We start from the raw sequence: 19,351 nt of genomic DNA, 5'->3' as shown, positions 1-19,351 counted from the left end.
CAGCGAGCGAAGGCATCCCGATGAGCTGACTCAGGTCAGTGATTCGGGTAAGTGAGGGAAGCTAACACAGCTGTAGCTGTCGTGAATGCGGGGTAATACCCAAAGCCATTGGTGTTACAGCAAGGCAGCGAGCGAAGGCATCCCGATGAGCTGACTCAGGTCAGTGATTCGGGTAAGTGAGGGAAGCTAACACAGCTGTAGCGTCAAGGGCGCAGGGTAAAGCGAGTATCGAATTCCTCGCGTGATAACGGCTCCGAAAATAAAAAGCCCTGACCATAGCGAATACCGTGTTTGAGTAGCCATTGCCGTTGTTCTTCGGTCTCGACACCTTCAGCCATCACACGGAGTTTCAGCACATCAGAAACGGTGCTGATAATTCGCGCCATCGCATCGTCTTCTGGCAAATGCTTCACAAAGCTTTTATCCAATTTAATGATATTCACTGGCAAGCTTTTCAGGTGATTGAGATATTGCAGACTCGAATAGCCAGTACCGAAATCATCCAGAGCAATCGATAAACCCAGCCCCTGTAACTCACGCAGCAATACGTACGCGGCGTCGAGATTTTGAATCTGGGCGGTTTCTGTGATTTCCAACACCAATTGGCTCGGGTCAATGTTATAGCGACCCATCACGGTTGTTAGATGTGTAATGATACTATCGCATTGTATTTGCAAACCGGAAATATTGACCGCCAATGACAAGTTCATCCCTTGTGCTTTCCAGTCAGCCAGAATACGGCATGCTTCCTCCAGCACCCAACTACCGAGTGGCATCATGGCCCCACTCTCTTCCGCATCAGGGACAAACTCAGAAGGTAAAAGATAACTGCCATCCGCCTGACGCCAGCGTAGCAATGCTTCGGCACCGATAATCCGCCGCTCTTCCATATCCCACTGCGGTTGTAAAAACAGGACGAAATCACGGCGTTCAATCGCCTGCAAGATATCATTTTCCTGTGCCAACTGCTGTTGCGTTTTATGCAACGAAGACCGATCTGTGCTTTGGGTACGGCTCATTTCCGTATAAGCCTCAGTTAGCAGTTGCTGGTTACGATTATAATTGCGAACCAATATACCCAGTTCATCATCCTGATGATGGGCAGGCATAGTCAATTGATGGTTCAGCACACCTTGCTGCCCAATATGTTCCAGCTCTTTAGCCATCGCCCTCAATGGATGAATAATCAGGCGATTAATACACCAGGCAATAGACACTGAGAGTACCAGTGCCAACAGCAAATAAGTCGAGAGCATTGCCGACAAGGTGCTCAGGATAAACTGATACATACGATACGAGTCCACACGTAACACCAAATGTGCCAGTGGTTGCGGATTAGCAGAGACTCGCTCCAGTGAATACAGCGGTACCGTTATCTGAACGGGCAGAGCAAAAATACGCTTGGCCCAGCGAGGAACTGGCCGCTCGGTGGGGAAACTTGCGTGCAAAACCTGAATTTGATTAGGCAGAATCACATCGGCACGGCTAAGAATACCAATGGGCAGTAAGTTATTGAGGATTTTTTTGGCTTGTGGGATGTCAACGCTCAAAATGGCTTCAGACAGCGGCTGACGCACGGAATAAGCAATACTCTCCAACTGCTTGGCGTAGTCATCTTTGCGCTGCTGCACAAAGTGGAACAACTGAAGAACGATAAAAATACAGATGGTGACCAGTGCAACAACGGCCACTGCTGCCATTTGTTTAATCGTTAATGAACGCCTTACCCGCAAACTCACTCCCACCCATTCCGACTGAATAAAATATGATGGTTGCCACTGTGATGCGGCGACTCATCGATGCTGTCCGAGTATACTCGATCGCCCTGAGATTTTATCTTGCGAAACTAAACCGGTTGGGAAGAATACCGTGGGTTTCGGTCTTTTCCTATCAAGATCGCAACTTCAAAGTGCGATTAAACACGATGAAGTTGCTTTTTTATGCAAATAAACTCAACTAGCGATTACTTAAAGTCCGCGTAAGGCACTAACGGTTGTGGTGGCATATCCAGGTCACCCTGCCATCCTGCCATTGAGTAACGCAGGTAAATCAGCGCATGGCTTGGGGTATAATCTTTTGCTTGCTGGATATCCACTCCGGCACCCAGTGTCCAATGCGAGCTCAGACGGCGCTCAATTAATGCTCGTAAGGTATAACCCACACCATTGCTGCTTTCACCACCATCAATATCATAACGGTCTGAAATGTTTTTTGGCCTATTTGTATCAGGGTCAATAACTGGAGCCGGGAGCAAACTCTGAATCGGATAACGCGCCCTATCATTGGTGGCTGAGTGCGACAATGAAATCGACCCACCTAACTCCCATGACCAGTTATCTGTCCGTTGCCGATAGTTCACCGGAATAGCCAGTGACAAATATTTCTGCGGGCTGTAATACCCACCCTGACCTAGCGTGTAGCCGCTAAGATCTTTTTGGTAATGCCACCACATACCATTCAACCCGACAGTCAAACGGCGGTTATCTTCATTGATCAGTTTGTAGTAATAGCCGGTCATAAAACGTAGCCGTTGGTTATCGGCCACATTTTTCCCCGTCAGATAATGATAGCTCAAGTCACTCCAGACCCCATTGGCTTCACCCCGATCATAGCTGGTACCGAGGCTTACGCCACTGGCGCGCACGCCCCCCCAGGTGATATGGGTATTCGGATCTGTTGCACCGGCAAAGGCCAACAATGAGCTGGATATCGGCCGCCGTGAAGCGGTTGCTGTCCAGCCAATGTGATTCCAACTGTTGCTATATGCCACACCACCTACCACATCAACCACATCGAACCCCATCGGTGTGGTGCCAATATCCGTGGCCCAGCTGTCATTCTGCCAGCCAACAGCCACACTGGCCCCCGTTGCCCGTTGATGTAAATTCGTCTGACAAACCGTTTCGGAGCGATAACACGTCCCCGCTTTATACCGAGTATTGGCATCCAGTGTGCCTGCATCCATCTGCACAGTATCGGTGCGGAAGAACGCCCGACCATCAGCTAGCGCAGTATCTACCTGCAACATAGTGTTGTAGGCGCTGAGGTCAGAAATCCCTTCAGTACCGCTGGAACGTAGATAATCCTGATCCAATGTGACGCGGGTATCCTGCTGACGATAGAGGTCGGCAGCATCAGCACGAATGCCACGTTTGAGCCAATCATCCGTGGCCTGATTACGGGTCAGTAAGGTATAGCTGTCATTATCTGTCGGCCGTGTCGGTGCAATACCGCTGGCGACCATCGCCTGCTTGAAATCATCTTGCGCAGCAGTTGGCTGCCCTTGTGATTGTGCTAAACGGGCCGAGTCACGAAACACCAGCGCATTATCCTGTGATGGTGCGCCTTTGGCGGCAGCCGGTTTCAACCGTTGGAAGATATCGGCTGCTTTTTGTGGATCACCCACGCCGCTCCAGGCATTGGCGACCCGCCGTTGGGTATTTAAGCTGGCACCTTCACCCGTCAGTGGCTCAGTTTGTAAATGCTGACGTGCATCACTAAGGCGGCCTTCGGCAATATAAGCCTCAATTTCACCCAAACGCGCATCAGGGTTTTGCGGCTCGCGCGCCCGAATACGCTGATAGCCCGCCAGCGCTTCACTGTAGTCGCCGCGTTCCAGCGCCCAATCGGCCAGTGTCAGGTCAATTTGTGTATTCGCAGGTTGCTGACGTAACGCGGTTATCGCCCCGGTTTCATCACCATTTTCCCGCAGCTGGCGCGCCAATGTCAGCACTTGATCTAATTTCAAGCGCTGATCTAATTCACGAATATTATCGTTCCATTGCGCCGCTGGCAGTGTGGCCAGGTGCGCCAATGCCTGGCTATCTCGTTCGGTGCTGGAAAGGTAAAGCGCGTAAGCATAAACCTGCTCTGGGTCACCCGGTTTACGACTGGCCAATTGGTGGAACTCTGCATCCGCCTGTGCTGAATGACCATCTTGCGCCAATGCTTGTGCCAACCGGTAAGTTATCCAGACATCATCCGGTGCCAGCTTTTGCGCCTGCCGGTATTTCTCTGCCGCCTGATGCCACTGTTGCTGTGCCGCCAACGCTTCAGCCTGCTGTTTCAGCATATCCAATTGCAGGCTATTAAGTGTGTCGCGCATTTTGGCCTGTTGGCTGCGCGGCAAATTATTCAGGTAATTGAGTGCTTTTTGTGGGGATTCACGTTGATAGATATTTGCCAGGCCACGCACCGCGCTGCTGTTGGCTGGATCAAGACGCAATGCTTGCTGATAATGCTGCTCGGCAGTTTTATCATCATGACGGGCCACCGCCACATCACCCAAGCCAATCAGTGCATAACTGTCGCTGCCATCTATTTGACGCGCCTGCTGATATTTTTGCTGGGCCAGTGCAGTATTGCCGGTTTTCAGCGCTTTATCACCTTCATCATTCAGCAACCAGTAACGGTTGGTCTTGATCAAACTGGCCCATTTATCGCTCTTTAGGCCGTCTTTATCTGATTTTTGTGCCTGTTCAAATAACCGCAAAGCCTGTGCACGATCTCCCGCACGGGCATAGGCCAGGCCCAGTGCGCCCAGAATTTCTGGATCATAGGGTGAGGCCGCCAATGCTTGTTTCAATGCCGGTATTGCTGCCGCGCCACTCCCACTGTCAACTTTCGCCAGCCCACTTAACCGCGCCTGATAGGTGGGATCGGCCAACATCGCTTGCTGATTAGCCAGCTCTTTGCGAGCCATATCTGCTTGTGGCCCGGTTGAAAACACATTAAGAAAATGGGTCAATGCGGCGACGCTTTGCGGGCTTACCGTCATCGTTTTGATGGTATCCATCCACAAATCAGCAGCATCTGACGTTCCGGTAGGGTCTGTGGCCACTTTCTCCAACATCGCGTAGCCCTGTGCGGCCTTTTGTTGGCTGAAATACATGCGCGCCAATGCCATGCGTAGAGCGACGTTGCCGGGATATTGTTGGTCTAGCGAGGCAAGTTTCTGGGTAGCCAGCGCTTCCTGACCCGGTAACCGCGCCACCAGCCGCCAATATTCAACCGCCAGATCCAGTGTGGGTGGATTCCCTTGCAGCAACTGATCATATTTAACTTTTGCTTCTGCGACTCGCCCAGCGGTTGCCAACAGGCGCGCCTCTTGCAATTGCTGACGCACCTCTGGTTTTGTCATGGCCAACATCAGTTTAGCGCGTCGATACACATCAGAGTCAGGTGCCAATTGTTGCAATTTATCTAACTGTTTTTGTGCTTCCGCCAGATTCCCTTGCCGCAATGCCTGACGTATTCCCGCCGCAATGACATCCGGATTATTCGGGTCCATCATGTTCAGGCGATACAGTGACTGCTTAACCAACTCATCTTTATTAGTCGCCTCGCCCAATCGTACCTGTTCGAGTAAAAACTGGGTTGGCGAGACAGCTTCGGCCCCCCGCGCCACACCAATAAAGGCTTGAGGCAATAACGCCAGGCTTAACAGCCAGTTTATTTTAATGTTGCGCATTGACTGTTCCATGAGGGCTGAAGCTCACCCTGACGATTAAAGCTATAACGATGTTGTGCCCATCCCTGACCAAACAGTGTCAGCACCGCACTGTAGTAAGCATCGGCTCCCGGAGGTGAATCTTGTACCCGTTTTTGTTGTTGGCTAAGCGCCTGCTGATTAAACGGTGCGGGACTGCTGGCTAAAAACGGCAATAATGCCGCCGAAAAGCCAACTGGCCCATCACCGGTTGTTTTGCCGGTCAGCGTGTCGGCCTTTTCCGGTGGCAAACCTTGCTGCCGGGTGACTTCAGCCATCGGTTGGAAGCGCTGGATAAGTGCCGCCTTTTGCGGACTGTTATTGGCTAACATCCCGACCCATAAGTAACTACGAATCGCATCGTAGCTACCGAGATTTGGGTGAGTTTCATCCGGTTGCCAGCCTTTATCTTTTTGCCACACCACCCAGTCAGGGCTGAAACCATGCGGCGCTGTTTCCAGCCATAGCCGCTGATTGGTTTTCACCATAGCTTTCCACGGCCCGGCAAAGGAGGCGAAACGCGCCAGCAATTGTGGTGGCAAATAGCTTGGATTGAGCCGCCAACGGTCTTCATTATTAAAGCCAATTTTGCCCGGTAATAACATTTCACCCAAGCCGGGAATATTTACCACTTCTTCTTTGGCAATGCGTTGCAGCAGCAGAGTTCCCATGGTCTGGTAGCGGCGGGTATCCCACAATCGACCAGCCTCTAATAAGCTGTAAGCAATCCATAAATCAGCATCCGAGGCCGAGTTTGGGTCGAGAATATCCCAGCTATGTTCATTGCGTTGCCCCCACAACCATGCGGGCAGACGAGCGGTTAAATCTCCCGCCGACAAATTGTTTTCCGTCCAGGTGAGTAGTCGATCGAATGTCTCGCGATCATCTGCCACCAGTGCAAAAAACAAGCCGTAACTCTGCCCTTCCGACGTGGTGACTTTCCTCGGGTTGCTGGGGTCGATAACCCGCCCCGCCTCACTGATATAGTGTTGTTTGAACTGCTGCCATGCTGGCCAATCACAAGCTGCTGCGGTACCAAAACTGGCAAGCAGCAGCAGGATACATACCAGTCGTTTAAACATCACGACCATCAGAATTAATCTCTCTCATCAGGTGATAACCGACGGCGGCTAATCAGGCGTAACAAGCGCCAGGCCATCATTGCAGCAATCACTACGACTAACACTGCAACACCCGCCAGCAGAACCGGATGGGTAGATAAGCTGTGCCAGATGCGCTCCCACCAAGGTAAATGGCCGACATCATAGGTGTCGCCAACACGCAGGCTGTTAACACCTGACTCACGGATAACCGCGACCGAGCCAAACACCGCCTCACGTTTGCCGCTGTCGAGCAACGCGTTATTCAGTAAGCTGTAGCCATGCGGGCTGTCAGCCAATAACGCCACGATACTGCGCTGCGGGAAGTTAGGTGACTGTACGCCGATAATGGCAGACATCGCTCCTTCAGAACTGACGGTCGTTTTGCTGTCCGCCACTCTATCGGAAGCGGGAGCCAACATGTCCGGCAAGCCCGTTTGGCGATTTGGCATTTTGACCCAGCTCTGGGTTTGATCCACCAGCAAGTTAATCTTCTGGTCATCACGTAATTCTGGCGGAATGGTTCCGATAATTAGCACATCGACATCTTGGTCTTTTGCCTGTGACCAGTCGTCGGTGATGTTGATGCCCACCGCCGGATAGCCGACTTGCGCCCCGATATTCCCCACGGTATTCAACAGCGTAGTCAGTTGTGACGGCGCAGGTTTTGGTGGCACCAAGACCAGGGTTTCGGAGAGATCTGCCAGACGACTGAATGGGAAGCCGGCATTAGCAAATGCCCGCAAATCTGGCATTTCCATAAAGTGGCGGTAACCGGAGAAATCGATAGTGGAATTACCATCAATCACTGCGTGGTTTGGCGCGGTCGAGTAGGTTTCACAGCGCCCTTCCGCGCCGCTCGCCAGCAAGGTGCTGTAGTCAAAATCAAAGCGTAACTGGTTGGTGGCCCCCAGTTTCAATGCCGGAATGGTCAACCGCTTGGCAGAGTCTTGTAAGCCTTGCAGTAATGGCAGACGCAGGATCTTACTGTCTTCCGGCGTATTCGGCGACAGCGGGTAGTCCTGCACAAACTGATTATTCAGGCTGATGCTTAAACGGGAACCATCCATCAGGCGCGTTGAGGTGTAACGATATTTCAAACGCATATCAATGCCCGCACTGCGGATCAGGAACAAGTCCGGTGGCAGGTTCAGCGATAATGAAATCGGCGGCGGCAACAAACCGGTAGTTTGCAGTTGATCCGGATATTGCTGTAACTCAGCAAAAGTCATTGGCCGGTCGGTACGCACCCAGTTTGGCGCATCATAAGGCTGGCGTGGTGCCAGTTGCTCGACTTTATCTACCGTCACATTTTGACCACGGAACAGGATATTGCCTTGCGCTATCCCCTGTGCCGCCATGATCAGATCATTATCATCACGGCCCAGAATCAGTAACAGCTTCACATACGGGTTATCTGGATGACTGATAATTTCCACCGTCGGTGCTTTGACCGGCGGGTAATCTTTCAAGAAATCAGGGCGCTGGGTGTTGGTCGCAAACACCACGGCATGCTGGGTCGGCAGCTGATTATACAAAACCGGGAAGTTCTGCCCACGCCATTGCGCTTTGTCACCCAACCACGATGCCAAAATAGAGGCTGCACGTTGCTGCGCCACATCCGGTGCCGCGGCGAAAACTACCGGTAAATTGAGCGGGCGATTATCCCGCGCATCAAAGAAAGGCTCAGGGAAATGGGACAAATCATTTTTGACTGACAGTGATTGATAGCGTAAATCCAACGAGCTGGATTTGCTGATATCCAGCCACAGCGTATTACTGGCCGGATTCTCACAAATGTTTTGATAGTGGCCGACAAACACTAACCGCAGCCGATTGAAATCACTGATATAAAGTGGATCAATCGGCAACTGGAACCGTGTTGGTTTGCCCAGTTGGTCCTTGGTGATTGCCGTGACCCCCATCAGCTCATCATTCAGAAAGACTTTAACCTGTGATTCCACCGGGATCAGTGAAGGTGATGGCGTAAATTCGAGGTTTAACATCGCATGAGTGACAACTTCATCACTGCGCACACCAAATTCAATCACCCCTTCTGGATTGGTCCCGCGCAAGGCGAATGTCCCCGGTGGCGGGGCAATTTTGGCAAAAGTATAAGCCACATCGCGAACGGGGACATTCGGCAATGCCGCTGGAGCGACAGGTGCTAAATCCACTGTTGCTGCGACAGCAGTCGTCGAGGCCGCCGATTGAAGCGACGGAACTGCGGGTGTTTCGGCATGGGTGAATGGCGTCAATCCCAAAGCCAGTGCGGTAAACCAGGTTATTTTTCTCGTCATCATATCATCATCAATGTTGAGCCACTGTCTGGCCCTGGCTACTCGGAGCCTGATTTTTATCCACGCCGTGGGGTACAAACGATGCAATCCAGGCAATCAGGGAGGTAAATCCTATCAATACATTTCGAATCACCGGCGGAGCATAGCTGGCCATACGGACATAACCTCTAAAGCCCAGCGCCAAAACATCACGCAGGCTTTCAATCGGTTTATCTTCTGGGAAGCCATCCTGCCACAGCGCCCACGTGTCAGCGCGAGCAAAAGTACACTGTATAAAATCAATATGTTGGGACACACTCAGTTGATGCATCCGCATCCCGACTTTGGTGCCAAAGGCGCGGGTGACCTCACACGGGAAGGTATATTCCTGTGCGCCGCGTTTAAGCAGCAGATGTACCGCTTCGCCATCTTTCAGTAACCCGGCTTCACGCATTTCGATCCCCACCCCACCATCGGAATAGTCACGCAGGGTGCAGGAGAACAAGTGGCCATCCGCACGCGCCACCGCTGCGGGCATGGCAATCTCGACACGGTGGGATTGGCGAACTTGCTTGGCTTCAACCGCCACCGCTACAGCCCCGCCTAGAATCGTCATATTATAAATGACCCACACCAGGCTAATCACCACGGTCATGATTTCAGTCGCCGGGCCATAACCCAGGCGCCACAAGCCCGCAATCAAACCGGCCAGATTCAGCAGTACCAGCGCCATATAAGGACGGGTTATCACCCAATCCACATGTTGCGCCTCAACCAAACCGCCTTTTGCCGTGACATTAAACGTCCCTTTATGGGGATTGAGCAGCGCCACAGTAGTCGGGCGGGCAATATACCAGGCCAGCACCGTTTCATAGATTTCACTCCAGAATGAGTGGCGATATTTACCCTGTAGGCGGGAGTTGGTAAGGCTGGCGTGAATCATATGCGGCAACACATAAAGTGCAATGGCCAGTGCTGGCGCGAAAATGATGTAAGCATGCAGCAACAGGAATGCTAGCGGCGCGGTCAGGAAGATCAAGCGCGGAATACCGGATAAGAAGTGCAACATGGCGTTGGCGTAGCACAAGCGCTGGACAAATTTCAGCCCTTTGCCCAACAGCGGGTTATCCAACCGGAAGATTTGCACCATGCCACGCGCCCAGCGGATTCGCTGTCCGATATGTGCTGACAAACTTTCGGTTGCTAATCCGGCCGCCTGCGGAATACGAATATAAGCTGAGGTGTAACCTTTGCGGTGCAGACGCAATGAGGTATGAGCATCTTCGGTAACCGTTTCCACCGCGATCCCCCCTACCTCATCTAGCGCACTGCGGCGCAACACGGCGCAGGAGCCACAGAAGAAAGTCGCATCCCACATATCGTTACCGTCTTGTACCAGGCCGTAGAATAACGTCCCTTCATTCGGGGTTTGACGAAAACGCCCCAGATTGCGCTCAAAGGGATCAGGTGAGAAAAAGTGATGCGGCGTCTGAATCATGCCGAGCTTTTTATCTTTAAAGAACCAGCCGACGGTCAGTTGCAGGAAAGAGCGGGTGGGCACGTGGTCGCAGTCAAAGATAGCGACAAACTCACCGGTAGCCTGTTTCAGCGCATTATTGATATTGCCAGCTTTGGCATGCTCATGAGTAGGACGAGCAATGTAATGCACCCCCACTTCTGCGGCGAATGCTTTAAATGCGGGCCGGTTACCATCATCCAGAATATAGATATTGATTTTATCTTTCGGCCAATCAATACCCAGCGCGGCATAAATGGTTGGTTTCACCACGCCGAGGTCTTCGTTATAAGTCGGCACCATCAAATCAATGGTTGGCCAGCTATTGATATCTTCCGGCATAGGCACTGGTTGGCGGTTGAGCGGCCAAATCGTCTGGAAATAACCCAATACCAACACTACCCAAGCGTAGGTTTCGGCTAACAGTAATAATAAACCGCACACCAGGCTGACAGGGTCATCCCAGTTAAGGGTTTCGGTATAACGCCACCATAAGTAGCGGCAGGAAACCGTTAACGACAGCACAATCAGCATCAGGGTAGGCAAGCGCCCTGGTACGCGCCGCACCACCATAGCAATGGCCCACAGCAACAATACAAACACGAATTGCGCCATCATGCCGAATGGCTGTGAGATACACAGCAAGGCTAAGATACCGGTAAAAATACCTAAGATAATAAACAGGATACGGCGAGTACGCTTTGAAAGTTGGCTTAATCGGGTGGCGACTGACGTTTCTATTCGCTGGAGTTCAAAGCGCTGCGGCACACTCCCCAACCAACTGATATATCCCTGTCTTTTGTTTTTTACCCAACCTTTACCGGCGGCCACTGGCTGACGTTTTTTATCATGATCAGATTGCGGGCGAATTAATAACAGCCACAACCCTTGCAGCAGATAACGTAAACCATCTCCCAAACGTGGGCGATTGGGGGAAATTTGCGGGAACCAGTAAGTGCGGTGTTGTATCACACTCTGCCAGCTTGGTGACTCGAGGCGCAGGAAGATCCAGCACAACGGTAGCGCCAGCGTAGTGAGAAACGCCGTGAGCACCGTACAGCCTTGCTGCATATAGAGATGATAGCGGCGGCGCATCCCCTGATAGACCGGGGTGAGGAATAACATCCGCATCAGGCGATTCATAGACCGCTTTCCGCAGCATTAATCAGGCACCAATTTGCCAGAGTCATCACTTCTTCTGCCGCCAAACTTTGCGCGCTGTATTCACCCAATGGCTGTTTGGCTGCCAATGCTTCGGCCATTGCTTCATCGCGATGAATAAATATGGGTAATAAGCTATCCAGACTTTGCAGCCAGAGCTGATGTAAATCCTGTTGTAAACGGCTACTGGCAGAGAACTGATTAAGGAGAAAATGACAGCCGGCAGGCAAATTTTGCTGATGCAGGCGGATATGGCAACTGGCATCTGCATGAATCAGAATCAGGGTTTGATCAGCCAGCGCCAGTGCCTGACGGGTGAATGCGCTATCACCGGCGGGGATATCCAACAGAATCCAGCGATAGCTCGCATTAGCAAGCAATCGGGACAGATTCTCCTGCCATTGACGAGGATGTTGCTGCAAAGACGCGCTAAGTTGTTCATTTTCAGTTTGAGTTAATTGGCCGAACGGTAAGAAATCCAGCTTCTCGGTATAGCGCATCGCCCCTTGCTGCCAGCCTTCGCCATCCACTTCAGCCCTGGCCCAACCACGGGATTGCTCAAAACTCATGTTGAAGTGCAATCGCAGTAAATTATCCGGTGAAAAATCGATCACCAAAACCGATTCATCCAGTTGCTGTAATGCCCATGCCAGAGCTGCGGTGACCGATGTCGTGCCAATGCCCCCTCTTACACCTTGTAAAGCCAATACCGGCATAGACTATTTACTCCCTGTGGATTGCGCCAATTCGGCCAGCAATGGCCAGCGAGCCATCATTTGGGTTAATCGCTCCTGACGGACAATATCGACATAACTTAACGTGGGTAACGAGAAGGCCTGACTTAATGCTAGTAGATCATCCTGAGCTTCAAGTGAAGTTTTCTCATGGAATCGATTTATTATCGTCTTCATTTATCCGCCTTTAGAAAATAGGCTATGGTAATTAAGTATAACAATAACCAGAGTATACTTTCTCCCGATAAGATGAGTCTTAGATTAATATCAAGGCAGGGACATTGGTTAATACTTATTGCAATGTTACAATTGTTCTTTGAATTTATCCAGTAATTGGCCCAATAGCACTTTAACGAAAGCAGATAAAGAATCTATGTCACGATCTTTCTCATTAGGTGTTCGAAAAATCTGGGATGAATTAGCCGTAATGCAGGCTCCCGGGTTCTATTGGGTCAATATTGAGCGTCAAGTTGATGCCAATTTATTTTGCCAGCAGCTTATTCGTAGCCAACCTGAAAATACCCGGGCGGCATTGATTTGTTCAGGGCAAAAACCTGAAAATCTCCTGAGTAATGTCGCCCATTCTGGCCCCAGTAAATTACCGTTATTTACCTTACCTGCTCAAAAAAACGCCTTAAAATATTTAACTCATGATTTAATGCGCTCGCTGCGCCCACAACAGCGACTCTTCATTCTGTTTGCGCCCGCGAATCTGTGGCAAACCTTTACCAGCGAAGAGATGCAGCAGTGGCTCCAGCATATTCAGCAATGGCTGGAGGCCCAGAACTGCACATTACTGGTGATTTGTCATAGCACTGGCATTAATAAAATCAAAAATCAGTTGGTCAGTCAGCACCGTTATTTACAAGGTTTGGCTAATCTGCAATGGCAGCAGGATAACGCACAATATGTGGTTTCCTGGTGGAGCACGGCAAAAGGGGTGACCGCCAACCAATTGGTTTTGCTCGAAGCCGATGAGCAAGGCTGGAGCATGGCGGATGAAGTCCAGCAAGCCTTGCCGCAATCACGCAATGATGAGCATCTGTATTTAGCAGAAACCAGCATCCTGGAAGGCGCTCCCCCCCTTTCTACCCACTGGCAGTTGCTGGAATCAAATACCGCTCTGGCCCAGCGCGCAATGACGGCGCATGCTGCGACACTTATTTTTGCGCTGAATCAGAGTGAGCAAATTGATGAAATGGCGCATCAAATCCACAACATCCGCCGTCAACGCGGCAATACCGTCAAAATTGTGGTGCGCGAAATGCACGCCAGCTTGCGCTACAGCGACGAGCGCTTGTTACTGGCCTGTGGGGCCAATTTGATTGTGCCCCATGTTGCGCCATTGTCGCGTTTTCTGACGATGCTGGAAGGCATTCAGGGGCAGCGCTTCTCACGCCATGTTCCCGAAGATATCAATGCGTTACTGGAAGCATTGCGCCCCCTTCAGCTCAAAGGCTATCTGCCACCCACCGAGTTCTACCAATCGGTGTTGCAGTTAATGAACAACACCTTGTTACCAGAAAACGGTAAAGGTGTACTGGTGGCGCTGCGGGCAGTACCGGGGCTACAGGCGCGTCAGGCACTGACACTGTGCCATTTGCGCCGCTATGGCGACGTGGTTACGGTGTCTGATAATCGGTTGTTATTATTCCTTTCAACCTGCCGTATCAATGACTTAGACACTGCGTTAAGTCATATCTTCCGCTTGCCGGTAGCCGAAGCATTCAGTAACCGGCTGGTGTGGTATCAGGATCAGGAGATCATCTCAGAGATGAACCGAATGATGAATACTCCCGAGGCATGGCAAACCACCGGCGATAAAAAGACTTATAAACAAGAAGTTGATGTGCCAGAGCAAGCGGAGCGCGTCCGGCGCACACCTGAGCCACTGACACTGAATACCGGCCACCGTCAGGAGACCCTCTCATGAATCTCAATGATATTTGGCAAATTCTGTTACTGGGGGCCATTATTTTTTTCCCGCTGGGCTATATGGCCCGCCGCTGGTTTCCGCGGTGGTGGGAGAAAAAACAACATTTATTCTTATCCGCGCGCTATTTAAAATCAGAAGGGATCTGGTTGCGTGATGGCTCATCTTCACAGACTAAGAAATAACCATGAACGCAAAAAATAAACAGCAAGAATCGCAGAGCCCGTGGCGCTATTGGCGCGGCCTGGGCGCATGGAACTACTACTTTCTGCTCAAATTTGCCCTACTGTGGTTTGGTTACCTGAACTTCCACCCGCTGGCAAATCTGGTGTTTCTGGCCTTTCTGCTGTTCCCGATCCCAGCATATCGTGTCCATCGCTGGCGTCATTGGCTAGCCATACCCATCGGTATCGGCCTGCTTTATCACGATACCTGGCTGCCCGGCATCAACAGCATCATGAGCCAAGGCTCGCAGATCACCGGTTTTAGCTTTAGCTATCTGATTGAATTACTTAGCCGTTTCATTAACTTGGCGATGATAGGAACAGCTTTCGTCATTTTGGTAGGCTACCTGTTTATTTCACAATGGATCCGCGTCACCGTTTTTGTCGTTGCCGCCATGATTTGGCTGAATGTCGCCGGTATTGCCGGGCCAGCATTTTCTCTGGCTCCCACTGCGGAGACAGCAGCGACAACAGTGCCAGTGAGCACAGATCAACCGTCAGCAGCAGGAAGTCGCCCTGTTGAAGCCGGTGGGCCGCCAACCGATGCAAATCTGACCGCTCATTTGAATGCTTTTTATGAGCAAGAGAAAACTCGTCACACGACATTCCCAGCATCTTTACCCGGTGACGCGCAACCATTTGATTTATTGGTTATTAATATCTGTTCACTGTCATGGTCAGATATTGAGGCCATTCAACTGGATAAACATCCGCTGTGGAGCAAGTTTGATATTCTGTTCAAAAACTTCAACTCAGCCACCGCCTACAGCGGCCCGGCGTCTATCCGCCTGTTACGCGCCAGCTGCGGCCAGTCATCCCATAAAGATCTGTATCAGCCACAAGATCAACAGTGCTATCTATTTGATAACTTAGCTAAACTTGGGTTTACCTCACAGTTGATGATGGATCATTCCGGTGTCTTTGGTAACTATCTGCAAAACATCCAGGATGACGGCAATATGCGCGCGCCGATGATGTCGCAGAAAGGTATTAGCAATCAATTAGCCTCCTTTGACGGCGAGCCTATTTATAACGATCTGGAACTACTGAATCGTTGGCTGGAACAGCAGAAGAATGGCGGTGATACACGCAGCGCAACTTTCATGAATATCATACCGTTACATGATGGTAACCGTTTCGTCGGTACCAATAAAACGGCGGATTATCGTTCGCGCGCCCAAACCCTGTTTGACCAGTTGAATACCTTCCTCGAAGAGTTGGAAAAGTCTGGCCGCAAAGTCATGGTGATCGTGGTGCCGGAGCACGGAGCTGCCTTGGTTGGCGATAAAATGCAGATGTCTGGTCTACGCGATATCCCAAGCCCTAGCATCACGCATATCCCCGTGGGGATTAAGCTGATTGGCATGAAAGCACCACAGCCTGCCAGCCCGGTAGTAGTCAGTGCGCCAAGCAGCTATCTGGCGATTTCTGAATTGGTGTCACGCATGGTGGATGGCAAAGTGTTTACCACCCCAAGTGTCGATTGGCAGACTCTGACGCAAGGTTTACCAGAGACCGCAGTAATATCAGAAAATGATAATGCTATTGTGATGCAATATCAGGGCAAACCCTATATTCGGCTAAATGGCGGTGATTGGGTGCCTTACCCACAATAAAGAGCGTGGTATTACTGATATTTATATTTAAAAGAGTGCATTCATTGCACTCTTTTTTATTAATATTTACGTGCTTATATCAACCCCAAATACCCTGATACTAATAAAGGGAAACTAATTAATCGCTAGAGTATTCGCTAAATAATAACAATAATATTGTTCATCCATCGATAAGAAATGTGATCCATATCATCTTAAATCCATACTTTGGCTCTGATTATAAACATCACCTATGGCGCTATTTCATTTTCATATCACTCAAACATAAATAATTTACTTACTAATATTTATTCACCATAAGCCACCACCCTATTTATGTTAAATAAAAAACGCCGAATATTCGGCGTTTCTAATAGAGTCTATATGGCTTTATTTCAGTGTTAACTGGCCTTTTCCGCTTCATCCTGATCAATAGCAAAACAAGCTACCATTTGGTCGCCATATTTCTTCAGTTGCGGCTGTAACTGAGTACAAGTGCCAAATGCCCGGCGGCAACGCGCATTAAACGCACAACCTGGCGGTGGACTCATTGGACTCGGCAATTCACCGGTCAATTTGATACGCTCGCGGCGCATATCCGGATTCAACCGTGGCGTAGCAGATAATAATGCTTGCGTATAAGGGTGACGCGGATTATTGAAAATGGCCTCTTTGCTGCCTTTTTCAACACAACGGCCCAGATACATCACCATCACTTCATCGGCAATATGTTCAACCACTGACAAGTCATGAGAGATAAAGACATACGACAGCCCCAGTTCTTGCTGTAAATCCATCATCAGATTCAATACCTGTGCCCGCACTGACACATCCAGTGCAGAAACCGGTTCATCGGCAATCACCACATCCGGGTTCAACATCAACCCGCGCGCAATGGCGATACGCTGGCGCTGACCACCAGAGAACATATGCGGATAACGGTCATAATGCTCGGTTTTCAGGCCGACTTTCGCCATCATCGCCAATGTTTTTTCGCGGCGCTCTTTGCTGCTAAGTTTGGTATTGATTTGCAGCGGTTCTTCCAGGATCTGCCCCACTTTCTTACGCGGGTTCAACGAACCATAAGGGTTCTGGAACACAATCTGGATTTTCTGCCGCCGCAGCTTCTCAGCACTTTCATCTGGCTTGAGCAAATCCTGACCTTGATAGTAAAGTTCACCACCAGTTGGGATTTCTATCATGGTCAGTAAGCGGCCGAGAGTGGATTTCCCACAACCCGATTCGCCAACCACCGCCAATGTTTTGCCGCGCTCTAAAGTGAATGAAACACCATCCAGAGCTTTAACCAGACGTTCCGGCGCAAATAACCCTTTTTTGACCGGATAGTATTTTTTTAAATCAATGGCTTGTAATAGTGGCTTGGTTGCCTGTGATTCATTTTTCATATCAGTAGGTTGACTCATAGGGTCGGCCTCCCCGCATCATCAAGCGGTGTATGGCATTTAACCTGACGCCCCGCTGGCCCCAACAGTTCAGGTTCTTCACGGCGGCAGCGATCATTGGCATACGGACAACGCGGGTTAAGCAGGCAGCCTTCAGGGCGGTCATATTTACCCGGAACCACACCCGGTAATGATGCCAACCGCGCTTTATCCTGTGCAAACTCCGGTAACGCCCGCAACAACGCCTGAGTGTATGGATGGCGTGGCGCACGGAAGATTTCCGACGATTTACCGGTTTCCACCACCTGACCGGCATACATCACAATAATATGATGAGCCGCCTCAGCGACCAGTGCCAGGTCATGCGTAATCAGCAGCAGCGCCATATTTTCGCGCTGTTGTAATTCCAGCAGTAACTCAATAATTTGCGCCTGAATGGTCACATCCAGTGCGGTTGTTGGTTCATCAGCGATCAGCAGTTTTGGCTTACACGCAATGGCCATAGCAATCATCACGCGCTGGCTCATCCCACCGGAAAGCTGGTGCGGATACACATCCAAACGCGACGCCGGGTCAGGGATACCCACCAATGTCAGCAAATCCACAGCCCGCTGATGACGCGTTTTACGATTGCCGCCCTGATGTACCTTCAGCGCTTCCATTATCTGGAAACCGACGGTATAGCACGGGTTAAGGCTGGTCATCGGGTCTTGGAAGATCATCGCCACTTCCGCGCCCACTAATTGACGCCGCTCTTTTTCAGAAATCTTGGTCAGATCGCGGCCATTAAACTCCAGCTTATCGGCCATCACTTTTCCGGGGTAATCAATCAGCCCCATGATTGCCAATGAACTGACTGATTTACCAGAGCCAGATTCACCGACAATTCCGACCACCTGACCTTGCTCAATGCTGTAACTGATACGGTCTACGGCTTTGAACGGCGCACCTTCGTCACCGAAATGCACCGACAATTTATCTACATTTAAAAGTGCCATCTCTCTCTACCTCTGTTACTGCTTGAGTTTGGGGTCGAGAGCATCACGCAGGCCGTCCCCCATCAGGTTAAACGCCAGAACCGTCAGCAGAATCGCCACACCGGGGAAGGTCACGACCCACCAGGCGCTTTGGGCAAACTGCAACACATCAGAGAGCATGGTGCCCCACTCTGGTGTTGGCGGTTGTGCCCCCATGCCGAGGAAGCCGAGAGCCGCCATATCCAGAATGGCATTAGAGAAACCGAGAGAAGCCTGCACGATCAACGGCGCGAGGCAGTTTGGCAAAATATTGATAAACATTTGGCGCATCGCACCCGCACCGGCCACTCTTGAGGCCGTGACGTAGTCGCGATTCACCTCAACCAGCACGGCGGCTCGCGTCAATCGCACGTAGTGCGGCAAGGCGACAAAGGTTAGCGCCAACGAGGCATTCACAATGGAAGGGCCGAATACCGCCACCAACACCAGTGCCAGCAACAGGCTTGGCAGTGCCAGCATGATATCGACCACACGCATGATGATGGCATCGACAATCCCACCGAAATAACCGGCCAGTAAACCGAAAACTACGCCCATCACCAGCGACAGAACCACCACCAGACAACCCACCAACAGCGAGAGGCGAGCACCGTACATCAGGCGGGACAAGACATCGCGGCCCACATCATCGGTACCGAGAATGAATTTCCAGCTACCGCCTGCTTCCCAAACTGGGGGCTTTAGCAATGCATCGCGAAATTGCTCTGCTGGCCCGTGTGGGGCAAGCCAAGTAGCACCTGCGGCAATTATTAGCATAATAATGATGTAAAACAGGCCGATTACAGCCCCTTTATTGCGCTTGAAATAGTGCCAAAACTCCTGCAAAGGAGTCATCGGTTTCGGCGCACTTTTTACTGTAGACTCAGTAAGTTGAGACATTC

At 50.7% G+C, this 19,351-nt stretch carries 13 protein-coding genes; 3 read left to right on the top strand and 10 right to left on the bottom strand.

The window, feature by feature from the left end; all coding sequences use genetic code 11:
- Nucleotides 1-203: 203 nt before the first annotated feature.
- From QSV56_RS15755 to bcsR, 7 genes are all read right to left on the bottom strand, one after another.
- Nucleotides 204-1,733 (bottom strand): EAL domain-containing protein, encoded by a 1,530-nt coding sequence (locus QSV56_RS15755; RefSeq protein ID WP_072083050.1) that lies wholly within the window; start codon nucleotides 1,731-1,733, stop codon nucleotides 204-206.
- 230 nt (nucleotides 1,734-1,963) lie between these two features.
- Nucleotides 1,964-5,470, bottom strand: coding sequence for a cellulose synthase complex outer membrane protein BcsC (gene bcsC / locus QSV56_RS15750; protein ID WP_046051887.1), 3,507 nt, complete (start codon nucleotides 5,468-5,470; stop codon nucleotides 1,964-1,966).
- Nucleotides 5,452-6,579: a cellulose synthase complex periplasmic endoglucanase BcsZ gene (gene bcsZ / locus QSV56_RS15745; RefSeq protein ID WP_019081642.1), complete on the bottom strand. Its 1,128-nt coding sequence runs from the start codon at nucleotides 6,577-6,579 to the stop codon at nucleotides 5,452-5,454. The genes bcsC and bcsZ overlap by 19 nt, the downstream gene beginning before the upstream one ends.
- A 5-nt stretch (nucleotides 6,580-6,584) precedes the next feature.
- Entirely contained in the window at nucleotides 6,585-8,888 is a 2,304-nt protein-coding gene (gene bcsB / locus QSV56_RS15740; protein WP_026018077.1) for a cellulose biosynthesis cyclic di-GMP-binding regulatory protein BcsB, read from the bottom strand.
- A gap of 10 nt (nucleotides 8,889-8,898) precedes the next feature.
- Nucleotides 8,899-11,526 carry a UDP-forming cellulose synthase catalytic subunit gene (gene bcsA, locus QSV56_RS15735; protein WP_050132226.1) on the bottom strand — a complete coding sequence of 876 codons (2,628 nt, stop codon included), beginning with the start codon at nucleotides 11,524-11,526 and terminating at the stop codon, nucleotides 8,899-8,901.
- A complete protein-coding gene (gene bcsQ / locus QSV56_RS15730) occupies nucleotides 11,523-12,260 on the bottom strand; it encodes a cellulose biosynthesis protein BcsQ (protein ID WP_019084140.1) in 738 nt (245 codons plus the stop codon). Before bcsQ ends, bcsA begins: the two co-directional genes overlap by 4 nt.
- A gap of 3 nt (nucleotides 12,261-12,263) precedes the next feature.
- The gene (bcsR, locus tag QSV56_RS15725; protein ID WP_019084141.1) at nucleotides 12,264-12,455 is read right to left on the bottom strand and encodes a cellulose biosynthesis protein BcsR; all 192 of its coding nucleotides are present in this window, start codon (nucleotides 12,453-12,455) and stop codon (nucleotides 12,264-12,266) included.
- A 196-nt stretch (nucleotides 12,456-12,651) separates the two neighbouring features.
- On the opposite strand from bcsR, the gene bcsE reads away from it, so the two are divergent.
- Genes bcsE through bcsG form a run of 3 tightly spaced genes read left to right on the top strand, consistent with a single transcriptional unit; the run spans nucleotide 12,652 to nucleotide 16,051 of the window.
- Nucleotides 12,652-14,211 carry a cellulose biosynthesis protein BcsE gene (bcsE, locus tag QSV56_RS15720; RefSeq protein ID WP_301212973.1) on the top strand — a complete coding sequence of 520 codons (1,560 nt, stop codon included), beginning with the start codon at nucleotides 12,652-12,654 and terminating at the stop codon, nucleotides 14,209-14,211.
- Nucleotides 14,208-14,396 carry a cellulose biosynthesis protein BcsF gene (gene bcsF, locus QSV56_RS15715; RefSeq protein WP_005157335.1) on the top strand — a complete coding sequence of 63 codons (189 nt, stop codon included), beginning with the start codon at nucleotides 14,208-14,210 and terminating at the stop codon, nucleotides 14,394-14,396. The genes bcsE and bcsF overlap by 4 nt, the downstream gene beginning before the upstream one ends.
- A gap of 2 nt (nucleotides 14,397-14,398) precedes the next feature.
- Nucleotides 14,399-16,051 (top strand): cellulose biosynthesis protein BcsG, encoded by a 1,653-nt coding sequence (bcsG, locus tag QSV56_RS15710; protein ID WP_301212972.1) that lies wholly within the window; start codon nucleotides 14,399-14,401, stop codon nucleotides 16,049-16,051.
- Between the two features lie 380 nt (nucleotides 16,052-16,431).
- Here the strand turns inward: bcsG and dppF are convergent, their stop codons facing one another.
- From dppF to dppC, 3 genes are read right to left on the bottom strand one after another with little or no spacing between them, the layout of a single operon-like run.
- A complete protein-coding gene (dppF, locus tag QSV56_RS15705; RefSeq protein WP_026018078.1) occupies nucleotides 16,432-17,436 on the bottom strand; it encodes a dipeptide ABC transporter ATP-binding subunit DppF in 1,005 nt (334 codons plus the stop codon).
- 14 nt (nucleotides 17,437-17,450) lie between these two features.
- Nucleotides 17,451-18,431 carry a dipeptide ABC transporter ATP-binding protein gene (dppD, locus tag QSV56_RS15700; RefSeq protein WP_005174903.1) on the bottom strand — a complete coding sequence of 327 codons (981 nt, stop codon included), beginning with the start codon at nucleotides 18,429-18,431 and terminating at the stop codon, nucleotides 17,451-17,453.
- Between the two features lie 15 nt (nucleotides 18,432-18,446).
- Nucleotides 18,447-19,349: a dipeptide ABC transporter permease DppC gene (dppC, locus tag QSV56_RS15695; RefSeq protein ID WP_019081649.1), complete on the bottom strand. Its 903-nt coding sequence runs from the start codon at nucleotides 19,347-19,349 to the stop codon at nucleotides 18,447-18,449.
- Nucleotides 19,350-19,351: the final 2 nt, after the last annotated feature.

Source organism: Yersinia sp. 22-579, assembly GCF_030433455.1.
GTDB classification, from domain to species: domain Bacteria; phylum Pseudomonadota; class Gammaproteobacteria; order Enterobacterales; family Enterobacteriaceae; genus Yersinia; species Yersinia enterocolitica.
This window is presented reverse-complemented; position numbering and strand designations above follow the sequence as displayed.

What these genes read in the sequence shown, in the direction of transcription:
- bcsC (WP_046051887.1), bottom strand. Translation starts at nt 5,470, where the DNA reads ATGCGCAACATTAAAATAAACTGGCTGTTAAGCCTGGCGTTATTGCCT.
- bcsZ (WP_019081642.1), bottom strand. Translation starts at nt 6,579, where the DNA reads ATGGTCGTGATGTTTAAACGACTGGTATGTATCCTGCTGCTGCTTGCC.
- bcsB (WP_026018077.1), bottom strand. Translation starts at nt 8,888, where the DNA reads ATGACGAGAAAAATAACCTGGTTTACCGCACTGGCTTTGGGATTGACG.
- bcsA (WP_050132226.1), bottom strand. Translation starts at nt 11,526, where the DNA reads ATGAATCGCCTGATGCGGATGTTATTCCTCACCCCGGTCTATCAGGGG.
- bcsQ (WP_019084140.1), bottom strand. Translation starts at nt 12,260, where the DNA reads ATGCCGGTATTGGCTTTACAAGGTGTAAGAGGGGGCATTGGCACGACA.
- bcsR (WP_019084141.1), bottom strand. Translation starts at nt 12,455, where the DNA reads ATGAAGACGATAATAAATCGATTCCATGAGAAAACTTCACTTGAAGCT.
- bcsE (WP_301212973.1), top strand. Translation starts at nt 12,652, where the DNA reads ATGTCACGATCTTTCTCATTAGGTGTTCGAAAAATCTGGGATGAATTA.
- bcsF (WP_005157335.1), top strand. Translation starts at nt 14,208, where the DNA reads ATGAATCTCAATGATATTTGGCAAATTCTGTTACTGGGGGCCATTATT.
- bcsG (WP_301212972.1), top strand. Translation starts at nt 14,399, where the DNA reads ATGAACGCAAAAAATAAACAGCAAGAATCGCAGAGCCCGTGGCGCTAT.
- dppF (WP_026018078.1), bottom strand. Translation starts at nt 17,436, where the DNA reads ATGAAAAATGAATCACAGGCAACCAAGCCACTATTACAAGCCATTGAT.
- dppD (WP_005174903.1), bottom strand. Translation starts at nt 18,431, where the DNA reads ATGGCACTTTTAAATGTAGATAAATTGTCGGTGCATTTCGGTGACGAA.
- dppC (WP_019081649.1), bottom strand. Translation starts at nt 19,349, where the DNA reads ATGTCTCAACTTACTGAGTCTACAGTAAAAAGTGCGCCGAAACCGATG.